This window comes from uncultured Nisaea sp. (assembly GCF_963974195.1).
GTDB lineage: Bacteria > Pseudomonadota > Alphaproteobacteria > Thalassobaculales > Thalassobaculaceae > Nisaea.
The window spans coordinates 1-12,851 of record NZ_CAXBDC010000113.1 but is presented as its reverse complement, the minus strand read 5'-3'; the positions used below and the strand labels follow the sequence as shown (position 1 = coordinate 12,851).

Here is a 12,851-nt window from a genome sequence, read left to right as displayed (position 1 = left end):
CGATCTCGGAGCCGGTGGCGAGGATCGTCACCTTGCGATCACCGGAAGCGTCGGACAGGACGTAGCCGCCCTTGGCCGATAGGTTCTCCGAGGTGTCGCCGCTGCGCACCGTCGGCAGACCCTGACGGGTCAGCGCGAGAATGGACGGGCGATGCTCGTCCTGCAGCGCTGCGAGCCAGCATTCGGCGGTCTCGATCGCATCCGCCGGGCGGAACACGTTCAGGTTCGGGATGGCCCGGAGCGCGGACACATGCTCGACCGGCTGGTGCGTCGGGCCGTCTTCGCCAAGACCGATGGAATCGTGGGTCATCACATAGATGACGCGCAGGCCCATCAGGGCGGAGAGACGGATCGAGGGGCGGCAATAGTCGGTGAAGACCAGGAAGGTGCCGCCATAGGGGATCAGGCCGCCATGCAGGGCCATGCCGTTCATGGCGGCGGCCATGGCATGCTCGCGCACGCCGTAATAGATGTAGTGGCCGCTGTAATCGCCGGCCTGAACAGCGTCCTGCCCGCCAACCTTGGTGTTGTTGGAGCCGGTCAGGTCGGCCGAGCCGCCGACCAGAGCCGGGATCGCCGGCTGCAGCACTTCCAGTGTCTTCTGCGAGGCAACGCGGGTGGCGAGCTTCGGCTTTTCCTCGCCATGCTTGGCGATCAGCGCCTTGATGGCTTCTTCGGCACCGGCAGGCAGCTTGCCGGACAGGGCGGCATCGAAAGCCTTCCGGTTTCCGGCTTCGGCCGTGTCGTAGCGCTGGGTCCAGGCAATGTGGGCCTCGGCGCGGGCGGTGCCGATGGCGCGCCATGCCTTCAGCACATCCGCCGGAATTTCGAAGGGTGCGGCGCTCCAGTCGAGATTTTCCCGGGCACCGGCAATTTCGTCGGTGCCGAGCGGGGCGCCGTGGGAGGAGGACTTGCCTTCCTTGGTCGGCGCGCCGAAGCCGATCTTGGTGCGGCAGGCGACCAGGGACGGGCGGTCGTCCGAGCGGGCGGCCTCGATGGCGGCGGAGACGGCCTCGGCATCGTGACCGTCGACCTGGCTGACATGCCAGCCATAGGCCTCGAACCGCATCAGTTGATCGTCGGAAACAGACAGGTCGGTGGAGCCGTCGATGGAGATGCCGTTATCGTCGAACAGCACGACCAGCTTGCCGAGTTTCAGGTGGCCGGCCATGGAGGCGGCCTCGTGGCTGATGCCTTCCATCAGGCAGCCGTCGCCGGCGATCACGTAGGTGTAGTGATCGACCAGATCGTCGCCGAAGCGGGCATTGTTCATGCGTTCGGCGAGGGCCATGCCGACAGCGTTGGCCAGACCCTGGCCGAGCGGACCGGTCGTGGTCTCGACACCGGTGGTGTGCCCGTATTCCGGATGGCCCGGCGTTTTCGAGTCGAGCTGGCGGAAATTCTTGATCTCGTCCAGCGTGACGTCTTCGTAGCCGGTCAGATGCAGCAGCGAATAGATCAGCATCGAGCCGTGGCCGGCCGACAGGATGAACCGGTCACGGTCCGGCCAGTTCGGCGCCTTCGGGTCAAAGTTCAGGAATTCGGAAAACAGCACGGTCGCGACGTCGGCCATGCCCATTGGCATGCCGGGATGGCCGGACTTGGCCTTTTCCACCGCATCCATCGACAGGGCGCGGATGGCATTCGCGAGCATATCGTGCGAAACGGCGTTTCCGGTAACGTCGCTTGCAGCAGAAGATGTCGTGTTCATGAGCGTCAATCGGGTTCGGCGGCGCCCTTCTCCGGAACAGGGCCGGACGGGAGGCCGCAACTGATGAGCGGGGCGGGCGCAGGAACACCGTCTCAGCCCCTTAAAGGCGCGGTGAAAATGCCGTCCCGCCTCGCGCGCGTCAACACCGTAGTTCATGCGGGTTTTCCCGTTTCGGTGAGTGGGGCAATTATGGGGCAAGTCCGGCGCGCGTTGACGCCGTGTTATCCGGCTTTGTATGCTTCAGCCGCCGGGCGGGGGACGCCCGAAATTAAAGTGTTGGAAGGATCGGACCGGATGTCCCGACTCGACGAAGCTGCCGCCCGTCTGGAAGCCGCCATTGAGCGGTTGGATACGGCCGCTCACCATGCGGTCGAACTCAGTTCCCGATCTGTTGAGCTGCAAACGGAGCTCGATGCGGCGAAAAAGGAATATGCCGAACTGTCCAAGGTCACCGATGAGGTCAGCGAGAAGCTGGACAAGACCATCGGCCGCCTGAAATTCGTGCTGGAAGGATAGTTCATTGGCCCAGGTCGAAATCACCATCAACAGCAAGAATTACCGGATCGCCTGTGAAGACGGTCAGGAAAGCCGGATCGCCAGCCTCGCCGCCATGGTCGATTCCCATGTGAAGGATCTGGTCGAGCAGATCGGCCAGATCGGCGATACAAGGCTGCTGGTCATGGCCTCTTTGCTGATCGCGGACGAGCTTGTGGATCTGCGCGAGATCGAGCGTGAAGTCTCCTCGGAGGGCGGCGCGGCGGTCCCCGGTGACGGCGAGGAAAAGATCGTCTCGGCCCTGAATGCGATGGCGGGCCGGATCGAGAGCATTGCAGACCAGCTGGAACGCGCCTAGATATGTCCGTGGACGGTGACTGCGCGATTTGTCAGGTCACACAATCCCTGGGGCTATAATCGATCCTTCGGGAGCTGTCTCTGGCGGGGCCCTGGCCCCGTTACGCGGCGCCCACCTGCTTTGCAGGCCACAGAGGGTTACAACGACCAACGGTCGAGGTGGCGCCGTCCGCATTGCTTCCAAAGGGAAGCCGCCCAAGATGAAAGCCGCACGTGCCTGTATCCGAGCCCCTCAATGACATGCTCGCCGCCGATAAAGCGGCCCTGCGTAGTGAAATCGAGGCAAGGCGCGGTGTTGCGCATGATGCATTGAGCGACACCGCCGGTCACGCGATCCGCGATCATTTCCTCGGCGTCGCCCTGCCCACCGATATCACGGTCATTGCCGCCTACTGGCCTTTCCGGACCGAGATCGACCCGCGCCCGCTGATGCTGGCCCTGCATGCGCGGGGCTACCGTGTCGTGCTGCCGGTTGTCGTCAAAAAGGATGCGCCTCTGAAATTCCGTCTCTGGGGACCGGGCGCGACCCTGGTAAAGGCGGGGCTGGGAGGGTTGGTGCCGGATGTCGGTGCGCCCGAGCTTGAGCCGGATTTGTTGCTCGTTCCCATGCTTGCGTACGACGATACGGGGCACCGCCTTGGCTATGGCGGCGGGTTCTACGACCGCACGCTGGAGCGGCTGCGCGGGTTGAAGCCGGTCCGGGCTGTTGGCGCCGCCTACGAGGCGCAACGGGTCCCGGCCGTGCCGCGCGAGGGGACGGATCAGCGCCTTGATGCCATGCTGACCGAAACGGGCCTTGTCGAGTTTGGAGGGTCATCCTCATGAGGGTGCTGTTTCTTGGTGACGTGGTCGGCCGGTCCGGACGCGAGGCGGTACAGGATCATCTGCCGGAATTGCGCGAGCAGCTTTCCGTCGATTTCGCCATCGTGAACGGCGAAAACTCCGCCGGCGGTTTTGGCATTACGCCGGATATCGCCGAGGCTCTGTTCGATGCGGGCGCGGATGTCATCACCACCGGCAACCACGCTTTCGACAAGCGCGAGATCCTGACCTATTTCGACGCCGAGTCCCGTCTGCTGCGTCCGGCCAACTATCCCGCCGATACGCCGGGCAAGGGCAGCGGCCTGTTTCCAACGGCGGACGGTCGCTTCGTGCTGGTCGCCAATGTCATCCTGCGGCTGTTCATGGATACCAGCGACGATCCGTTTACCGCCGCTGAACGTATCGTCGAGGAATGCCCGCTCGGCTACGGCGCCGACTTCATTTTCATCGACATGCATGGCGAGGCGACGTCCGAGAAGGTGGCGCTCGGCCATTTCCTCGATGGCCGGATCAGCGCCATCGTCGGCACCCATACCCATATCCCGACCGCCGATCACATGATCCTCGCCGGCGGGACGGCCTATATGACCGATGCCGGCATGTGCGGCTCCTACGAAGGCGTCATCGGCATGCAGAAGGAGGCGCCGGTCGAGCGCTTCCTGTCCAAGTGGGGACGCCCCCGGCTGGAAGTCGCGGAAGGCCCGGCAACCGTCTCCGGCCTGCTGATCGAGAGTGACGATGCTACCGGTCTCGCGACCCGCGTGGCTCCGATACGGCTCGGCGGTTTGCTCTCCGAGGCGTTCCCGGACTTCTGACGCCGTCCGTTTTTACTGCCTGGACGCGCGCTTTTCCGGTGACATCAGGCTGGCGGCCTCCGCATCCGGCATGGCGTCTTCCGCGTAGGTGAAGGTTCCGGCGGTGAGAACTTCCTCCGCCGCCCGCTTCAGGGCACCGAGGGCGGCACGGGCGAAGGAGCCGCCGACGCTGATCCGGCGTACACCGGCGTCTGAAAGTTCCTCGACGGAAAAAAACCGGCCTTTCAGGCCCATCACCACATTCACCGGTTTGTCGACTGCACGGCAGACCGTTGCAATAGCGTCCAGATCGGGCAGGCCCGGTGCGTAGAGAACATCCGCGCCGGCTTCCGAAAAGGCCTGCAGCCGGTCGATGGTGTCTACCAGATTGGGCTTCCCCCAGAGGTAGTTCTCTGCCCGCGCCGTGAGCAGGAACGAGCGGCCTTTCGCGGCTTCTGCCGCTGCCCTGACCCGTTCCGTGGCCTGGTGCAAATCGTAGATCGGTGCGTCCGGATTGCCGGTCGCGTCCTCGATCGAGCCGCCGACCAGCCCGATATCCGACGCCAGCCTGATCGTTTCCGCACACGCTTCCGGCGCGGCACCGAAGCCATCCTCGAGGTCGGCTGAAACCGGCAGGTCCGTCGCCGCGATAATGGCTGCCGCGTTGGCGAGGATTTCCTCCCGGCTTAATCCGGCGAAGGAATCCCGCTTGCCGACCGAAAACGCGTATCCTGCACTGGTCGTCGCCAGCGCGGCGAACCCGAGATGGCCGAGGATACGCGCCGAGCCGGCATCCCACGGATTAGGCATGACGAAAGCCCGGTCCGTGAAATGCAGGGATCTGAATGTTTCGAATTTTTGAGCGTGTGACGGCATTTTATGTCCCCCCAGCAATTATGTCCCCCAAACCAACGGGGACGGTTTTTATCATAAAAAGAACAAAAAGTGAACACGATATTTGGAAAACGCTTTCTGCGGGTGTGCGACGGACTTGACCCGGACGCGGCCCCGGCGCATCGTTTGCGTCCTTCCAAGTGACCCCTTGCACTGCCCCGCCTGAACTTCCCGCCTTTCCGGGCCTGCATCCGGTCGAGAAAATGCGTCCAGGAGAGAACGCCATGTCGAATGCCGAGTTGATCTGGGATCTTGTCGATGAGCACCGTGAGGAATTCATCGGTCTCGCGGACCGGATCTGGGGCATGCCCGAGATCTGCTACACCGAATACCGCTCCGTCGAGGAACACCGGAAGATGCTGGAACAGCAGGGCTTCCGGGTGACCGAGAATGTCGGCGGCATTCCGACCGCCGTGATGGGCGAAGCGGGCGAGGGCGGTCCGGTGATCGCCATCATGGGCGAGTATGACGCGCTGCCGGGATTGAGCCAGGTTGCCAACATCGCCGAGCCGAAAGAGCTGGAGCCCGGTGGGCATGGCCACGGATGCGGGCATAACCTGCTCGGGTCCGCCGCCATGCTGGCCGCCGCCGGTCTGAAGGACTGGCTGGAGAAGACGGGCACGCCGGGCCGGGTGCGGTATTACGGCTGTCCCGCCGAAGAGGGCGGTGCCGCCAAGGGCTTCATGGTCCGCGCCGGTGCCTTCGACGATGTGGATGCGGCCGTCACCTGGCACCCGGCAGGGGTCACCAAGGTTCAGCTTGCGAATTCCCTCGCCAATACCCGGATCGACTTTTCCTTCACCGGACGCAGCAGCCATGCCAGCTCGGCGCCGCATCTTGGCCGCAGTGCGCTTGATGCCGTGGAACTGATGAATGTCGGCGTCAACTACATGCGCGAGCATATGCCGCCGGATGCGCGCATCCATTACGCGGTGCTGGATGCCGGTGGCGTGGCGCCGAACGTGGTGCAGGGCTTTGCGAAAGTGCGGTACGCGGTGCGGGCGCGGGAGCTCGGCACCATGCAGGCGCTGGTCGAGCGGGTGAAGAAGGTCGCCGAGGGCGCCGCGCTCATGACCGAGACGAGCGTGAAGGCCCAGATCGTCAGCGCCGTTTCGAACATGCTGGATAACGAGCCGATGCGCCGGACCATGTACGAGAACATGCAGCGTCTCGGCGGGGTTCCCTTCGATGCCACGGACCGGAAATATGCGGCCGAGATCCAGGCGACCCTGACGGCGGAGGATATCGGCAGCGAGTACCGGAAGGCCGGGGTCGAGGAACGGGAAGACACGCCGCTCTGCGATTTCGTCGTGCCGTTCGACGCCCAGGGCGTCTCCATGCCGGGCTCCACCGATGTCTCCGACGTCAGCTGGGTGGTGCCGACCATCGAGGCGCGGGTTGCGACCCATGCCATCGGCACGCCGGGCCATTCCTGGCAGATCACGGCGCAGGGCAAGGCTCCCGCAGCGCACAAGGGCATGATTTATGCCGCCAAGGCGATGGCCGGCACCGCCGTCGATCTGGTGCGCGACGCTGATCTGCTGGCCGCCGCGAAGGCGGATCATGCGGCCCGGACGGCCAAGGTGCCGTACCAGTGCCCGATCCCGAATGACGTGCAGCCGCCGCTTCAGCCCCGGCCCGAGTAACATAACGGCACAGGTCGGCCGCGCGGGATTGCGCGGCCGATTTTTTCCACGGATCTTTCGCAGCTGCGATAGACAAAACCCGGCGGAGCACTACACTCTTCGGCATCGCATTCGGATAGCCCGATGCGCGGAACAGGACGGTTCGGATGAGCGTGACGCGTCAATTGCTTGTATTGCTTGTTGGCGCCGCCGTTTTGGTCGGCGGATGGTCTTATTTCGGGCCCATTCTTGGCTTCACGGAAGAGGCTGGCGGGCAGAGCGGAAACACGAAGAGCCGCGCGGCGGCCGTCGTTGTCGCCGATGTGAAATTCCTCAGGGAACGGCTCCGGACCGAGGCGGTGGGAACGGCCCGTGCCTACCAGTCCGCGCGATTGCATCCCGCTGCGGACGGACGGGTGATCGAGACCGCTCTTGCTGCGGATGCGAAGGTGGAAAAGGGCCAGGTGCTGCTTGAGCTGGATCGCAAGGCGGAGACTCTTGCTGTCGATCTGGCCCGTGTCCGGCTTGAGGCGGCGCAGCGGATTGCCGAACGCCTGAGCACACTTCGCAAGAGCGGCGCCACGACGCAGGCGGCCCTCGACGACGCGGTGACGGCGGTGGACGCCGCCCAGATCGAACTTGAGAAAGCGCAGGTCGCGCTTGATGACAGATTTCTCCTGGCCCCCTTCTCCGGCCGTATCGGCATGACGGATACCGATGTGGGCGACCGGGTGGATGCGAATACCGAAATCGCGGTTCTTGACGACCGGTCGACCCTGCTGATCCGCTTCGAGGTGCCGGAAGCCCTGCATGGCCGGATTGCCGTTGATGATCCGGTCGGGCTCGCTCTGTGGACCGGAAAAACCGGTCCGATCGAAGGGGGCGTAATCTACGACACGGGAAGCCGGATCGATGAAGCGACCCGGACCTTTGTCGTGCGCGCCCGCATTCCGAATCCCGATGACCGGTTTCGGCCCGGCATGAGTTTTCGGGTCACGCTCGACGTTGAAGGCCTGGAACGGGCCAGCGTGCCCGAGGTCGCTATCCAATGGGGCGGTGACGGGTCATTTGTCTGGGCAATCTCCGACGGTACCGCCCGGCGCCTGCCGGTCTCCATCGTCCAGCGCCAGGCCTCGACCGTCCTGCTCGATGGTGAATTTCAGCCGGGCGACAAGGTCGTGACCCAGGGATTGCACCGGATGCGTGAGGGTACCAAGGTCGAGATCCTGCCGGGGAACGGCCCCGAGATCGCACCGATCAAGGCGCACCAGGACGCAACCACATCATGACGACGAGCGGCGGTCCGTCTCCCCAGTCCCCGTCCCAGCCTCCGTCCTCTGCTCCGGCACCGAATGATTTGCCATCGATAAGCGTCCGCCGCCCCTGGCTGGCGCTGGTCCTCAACCTCCTCATCGCCCTTGCCGGTGCCGCGGCCATCATGGCGGTGGAAGTGCGCGAGCTGCCGAACGTGGACCGGCCGGTCGTGTCCGTTCGCGGCATCCTCGACGGCGCCTCGCCGGAGACCATGGACAGCGAGGTCACGAGCCTGGTTGAAGGCGCCGTCGCCCGGGTCAACGGGGTGAAGCGTATCCGTTCAGCGAGCGAGGAGAATAATTTCCGCGTGCATGCGGAATTCAGTCCGACGACGGATCTCGACGTCGCTGCTTCCGATATTCGCGAGGCCGTGAGCCGGGTCGAACGGGATTTGCCGGATAATGTCGAGCAGCTGACCGTGATCAAGGCCGACGCGGATGCCAGCCCGGTGATGCGGCTTGCCGTATTCGGGCATGGCCTGACGACGGAGGAGCTGACCCATGTCGTCGAAACGGATGTCATCCCCGAGCTGATTTCCATCGACGGCGTTGCCGACGTCACCCAGTACGGGGACCGGGCCCGCCTGCTGCGAGTCGTGCTCGACCCCATGCGGCTGAGCGCTTTCGCGCTGTCCGTTGCCGATGTTATCGAGGTGCTGGAGAGCGCCCCGTTCGATATTCCCGCCGGCAGCTTTGCGTCGACGGATCAGGAATTGCTGGTCCGCGCGAATGCGACGGTGGAGACGGCGAAAGAGGTCGAGGACATCATCATCAAGGGCGCCGTCCGGATCGGCGACGTGGCCCAGGTCTTTTTCGGACCGGAAGACCCAGAGAGCCTGGTGCGGGTGAATGGCGAGGAGGTCATCGGTCTCGGCATCATCCGGCAGGCGCAATCCAATACCATCGAGATCTCGAAGAATGTCGCCAAGGCCATTGCCGACCTGAACCGCCGTTTCGACAAGATCGAGTTGATGGTTACGTCCGACGATGCGCTGTTCATTGAAGGCTCGGTCTCGGAGGTTCTGTTCAGCCTGCTGCTCGCCGTTCTGATCGTGATCGTGACTCTCTGGGTTTTCCTCGGCTCCCCCGCCGCGACGCTGATCCCGTGCGTGTCCATTCCGGTCGCGCTGGTCGGGTCGGTTGCCGCGATCTGGGCGTTCGGGTTCTCGATCAATATCCTGACATTGCTGGCGCTGGTTCTGGCAACCGGCCTGATCGTCGATGACAGTATTGTCGTGCTCGAGAACATCCAGCGCCGCCGCTCCCAGGGGCTTGGAGGCCGGGCGGCTGCCGTCCTCGGCACGCGCCAGGTCTATTTCGCGGTGATCGCGACGACGGCGACGCTGATCTCCGTCTTCGTGCCGATTTCCTTCCTGCCGAGCACGGCCGGGCGGCTGTTCCGCGAGTTCGGTTTTGTCCTCGCCATCGCAGTCATGATCTCGTCCTTCGTTGCACTTACGCTGGTGCCTGCCCTGTCCGCGCGGCTTGCGGATAATGGTCCGGACCGGTTTGGCTTGAGGTCGGCGATAGGGCGGGTCGGTGATTCCCTGGCCCGGCTCTATGGCGTAACCCTGAGGGGGGCGCTCTCGGCCCCGATCCTTGTCATTGCCGTGTCGCTGGCTCTCGCCGGCGGCGCCTGGCTCACGTTCAATATTCTCGACCAGGAACTGCTGCCGTCGGAAGACCGCGGAGGCATCTATTTGCGCGGTGACGGTCCGGACGGTGTCGGGCTGGAATACAGCAACCATCAGGCCGATCTGATGGAAGCCATCCTGCAGCCCTATGTCGATAGCGGCGAGATCAGCTCGATCTTCACCATCGTCGGGCGCTGGGATTTGAACAGGACATTCATCTCCACACCGCTTGCGCCATGGGACGAGCGTGACCGGTCACAACAGGAAATCCTGTCCGAAATCCGGCAGAAGATGAACCAGATCCCGGGCGTCCGGGTCAGGGTCTACAGTCCGAACAGCCTCAATCTCCGCTCCGCCGGAAGCGGCGTTGAAGTGGCGCTTGTGGGGAACGATTATCTGCGGCTTTTTGAAGTCGCGAAGACGCTGGGACGGGCCATCGAGGACCGGCTGCCGGACCTGTCCGACATCCGGATTTCATATCAGCCGAGCCAGCCGCAGCTTTCGATCAATATTGACCGCCGCCGGGCATCCGATCTCGGTGTCAGCCTGAATGACCTGGCGGACGTCCTGCAGGTCACCATCGACGGGATGGAAGTCGCCGATCTGAATGTGCGCGATGAATCCATCCCGATCCGGCTCGAGGCCATCGGTGGCGCGATCGACGATCCGACCGACCTTACGAACCTCTATGTCCGGACCAGTCAGGGCAATCTCATTCCGATCTCCAGCCTGGTTACCATGCAGGAGGAAGGTATCGCCGCCCAGCTCGACCGGCATGCCCAGCGCCGCGCGGTGAAGATCGACGCGGATCTGAAGCCGGGCCTGCCGCTGCATGACGCCATTCGCGATGTGCAGGCACTGGCGAAAGAGATCCTGCCGGACGATGTGAGCCTGATCCTGCTCGGTGAGGCGGAGGCACTTGAGGAAACCTCGAACGAGGTGATGATCACCTATGCCATTGCGATGATCGTGGTGTTCCTCGTTCTGGTGGCCCAGTTCGAGAGCCTGACCAGTGCGGCGATCGTGGTGCTGACCGTGCCCTTCGGGATCGCGGCGGCAATTTACGCGCTGCTGCTGACGGGCACCTCGATCAATATCTACAGCCAGATCGGTCTGGTGATGATGATCGGGCTGATGGCGAAGAACGGCATTCTGGTGGTCGAGTTCGCGGACCAGCTCCGCGATCATGGCTTCAGTGTGCGTCAGGCCGTCGAGCGGGCGGCGCTCGTCCGCCTGCGGCCGATTGCCATGACCATGGTCTCGACCATTCTGGGCGGCCTGCCCCTGATCCTGAGCACAGGGCCCGGCGCCGAGGCGCGGAGTGCCATCGGCTGGGTCGTGTTCGGTGGCCTCGGGCTGGCGGCGGCCTTTACTCTCTACCTGACACCGGTGATCTATATCGCCCTGGCCAGCCTGTCCCCGGCTCGTGCCGCTGCGGCCGACAAGCTGGACCGGGAGCTGGAAGAGGCCAGGAATATCCGGGACGTCGCCGAGGCCGAGGAACAGCCGGCCGAGTAAGGCGGGCGTAATTCTGCCCGTTGCGGACCGTTAAAGAAAAAGCTCGGTGAGCCAGAGCAGGGCGGCGGCGATCATTCCGGCGGCGGGGAAGGTCATGGCCCAGACCGCGAGAATGCGGACGGCGTCATCGCGCCGGATCAGCATGCGCTGTTTTTTCTGCTTCACGCCTTCTTCGAACACCCTTTTTTCCAGATCGCGCCGGGCCCGGTACTCACGATAGATACCGATCCCGAAGATGGCGCCGACGGCGATCTGCGTCGTGCTGACTGGCAGGCCAACCCAAGAGGCTGCGGTCACGGTGGAGGCCGTTGCCATGGCAATGGCATAGGCCCGGATCGGGTTGATCTTGGTGATCCGGGTGGCGACGACGCGAACCATGCCGGAGCTGAAGAACAGCAACCCGGCGGACAGTCCGAGAGCGCCGAGCAGCAGCACCCAGAAGGGGACGTAAAGTGCGAGGCTCAGATCCGATGTCTTCTGCACATGCAGGATGGCGGTGACCGGTCCGGCGATATTGGCGATGTCGTTGGCGCCATGGGAGAAGGCGAGGAACCCGCCCGCTGCGATCAGTGGAACCCGGAACAGGGCCTGCACGGTCTGGCTTCTGTTCGCCAGCCCCATGGAGACGCGGCGGATATAGGGGCCGGAGGCGACCAGTGCCGCGATAAAGGCGCCGAGTATTGTTGTTACAAGGACGGGTGTCGCCGGTCTCCAGACATTGGAGAGCCCCTTTGCGATCAGGAAGAGGGTGAAGAGCGCGGCCATCGCGGCGATCAGGACCGGTATCCAGGTACGGGCGGCCCGCACCTTGTTCTGCACCTCGAGCAGCTGCGATTTGATGAAGGCAAGGATCAGGATGGCGGCGATAGCGCTCACCACCGGCGACAGAAACCAGCCGAGCGTGATCAGGGAAATCTCGGGCCAGACAACGGCGCCGGTCCCGAGAGAGAAGACGGTGACGCCGACGATGCCGCCGATCACTGAATGCGTGGTCGAGATCGGAACCCGCACCAGGTTCGCGGCATTGATCCAGAGCGCGCCTCCGGCGAGGGCGGCAATCATCGCGTAGACGAATTGCACCGGATCGTGCACGGCATCCTGATCGACAATGCGATAGGCGATGCGGCCGGCGACGTGCTCCCCGGCCAGCAAGGCACCGGCAATTTCGGCCACGGCGGCAAGCAGCAGGGCGGCGCCGAGGGGCAATGCCCGGGCACCGACCATCGGGCCGACCGAATTGGCGATGTCGTTGGCGCCGACATTCAGCGCCATATAGCCGCCGACCAGCGCGACGCAGGCCGCGAAAAGCGCATCCTGGGAGCTGCCGAAATAATAACCGAGGAGAAATGCCGCCGCGGAAAACGCAAGTGCAAGCAGGCATTGCCGGAACGACAATGTGGCCAGCCTGCCAGGGGCGCCGTCGTTCCTGTCGTGCTGAAGGATTTTGGTCAGGGCTGAGGTTTCAAGCTGCATATGGCCGATCCGGTCGCGCGCTTCCCGTTAATGTGAAGCAGAAGCGCATGAATGGCACAGTATGAATCAGCGGCCCGGTGAGGAAAAGCACTCGCCGGAAAAGGCTTGTGCAGGCTGGCTGGCCAGCATCGCCTCGACATCCGGCTGCCGCGGCATCGGCCCGACGGCACCGAAGCCCTGGGTCGCCAGCGCGGCGGCTGCGTTGGCATGGTGCG

Annotated in this window: 10 protein-coding genes; 7 read left to right on the top strand and 3 right to left on the bottom strand. The window is 64.0% G+C overall.

Annotated elements, in window-relative coordinates; all coding sequences use genetic code 11:
* A partial coding sequence (gene tkt / locus AAC126_RS18925; protein WP_339856259.1) for a transketolase occupies positions 1 to 1,711 on the bottom strand: 1,711 nt, incomplete at its 3' end.
* A 63-nt stretch (positions 1,712 to 1,774) separates the two neighbouring features.
* On the opposite strand from tkt, the gene AAC126_RS18920 reads away from it, so the two are divergent.
* From AAC126_RS18920 to AAC126_RS18905, 4 genes are all read left to right on the top strand, one after another.
* The gene (locus AAC126_RS18920) at positions 1,775 to 2,227 is read left to right on the top strand and encodes a hypothetical protein (RefSeq protein ID WP_339856256.1); all 453 of its coding nucleotides are present in this window, start codon (positions 1,775 to 1,777) and stop codon (positions 2,225 to 2,227) included.
* Between the two features lie 4 nt (positions 2,228 to 2,231).
* Complete coding sequence (gene zapA / locus AAC126_RS18915; protein WP_339856253.1) at positions 2,232 to 2,564, top strand: cell division protein ZapA; 333 nt, start codon at positions 2,232 to 2,234, stop codon at positions 2,562 to 2,564.
* Between the two features lie 212 nt (positions 2,565 to 2,776).
* Positions 2,777 to 3,388, top strand: coding sequence for a 5-formyltetrahydrofolate cyclo-ligase (locus AAC126_RS18910; RefSeq protein ID WP_339856250.1), 612 nt, complete (start codon positions 2,777 to 2,779; stop codon positions 3,386 to 3,388).
* On the top strand, positions 3,385 to 4,200 hold the full coding sequence (locus AAC126_RS18905; protein WP_339856247.1) for a TIGR00282 family metallophosphoesterase: 816 nt from the start codon (positions 3,385 to 3,387) through the stop codon (positions 4,198 to 4,200). Before AAC126_RS18910 ends, AAC126_RS18905 begins: the two co-directional genes overlap by 4 nt.
* A gap of 12 nt (positions 4,201 to 4,212) precedes the next feature.
* Here AAC126_RS18905 and AAC126_RS18900 read toward each other — a convergent pair whose 3' ends face one another.
* Positions 4,213 to 5,055 carry an isocitrate lyase/phosphoenolpyruvate mutase family protein gene (locus AAC126_RS18900; protein ID WP_339856245.1) on the bottom strand — a complete coding sequence of 281 codons (843 nt, stop codon included), beginning with the start codon at positions 5,053 to 5,055 and terminating at the stop codon, positions 4,213 to 4,215.
* Positions 5,056 to 5,297: 242 nt separating this feature from the next.
* Here AAC126_RS18900 and AAC126_RS18895 point away from each other — a divergent pair, with 242 nt between their 5' ends.
* The 3 genes from AAC126_RS18895 to AAC126_RS18885 all read left to right on the top strand — a co-directional run bounded on the left by AAC126_RS18895 (position 5,298) and on the right by AAC126_RS18885 (position 11,163).
* The gene (locus AAC126_RS18895) at positions 5,298 to 6,719 is read left to right on the top strand and encodes a M20 family metallopeptidase (protein WP_339856242.1); all 1,422 of its coding nucleotides are present in this window, start codon (positions 5,298 to 5,300) and stop codon (positions 6,717 to 6,719) included.
* A gap of 146 nt (positions 6,720 to 6,865) precedes the next feature.
* Positions 6,866 to 7,987 carry an efflux RND transporter periplasmic adaptor subunit gene (locus AAC126_RS18890; RefSeq protein WP_339856239.1) on the top strand — a complete coding sequence of 374 codons (1,122 nt, stop codon included), beginning with the start codon at positions 6,866 to 6,868 and terminating at the stop codon, positions 7,985 to 7,987.
* Entirely contained in the window at positions 7,984 to 11,163 is a 3,180-nt protein-coding gene (locus tag AAC126_RS18885) for an efflux RND transporter permease subunit (protein WP_339856238.1), read from the top strand. The genes AAC126_RS18890 and AAC126_RS18885 overlap by 4 nt, the downstream gene beginning before the upstream one ends.
* Before the next feature lie 30 nt (positions 11,164 to 11,193).
* On the opposite strand, the gene AAC126_RS18880 is transcribed toward AAC126_RS18885, so the two are convergent.
* Positions 11,194 to 12,636, bottom strand: a complete 1,443-nt coding sequence (locus AAC126_RS18880; RefSeq protein WP_339856236.1) for an inorganic phosphate transporter — start codon at positions 12,634 to 12,636, stop codon at positions 11,194 to 11,196.
* Between the last annotated feature and the right edge of the window lie 215 nt (positions 12,637 to 12,851).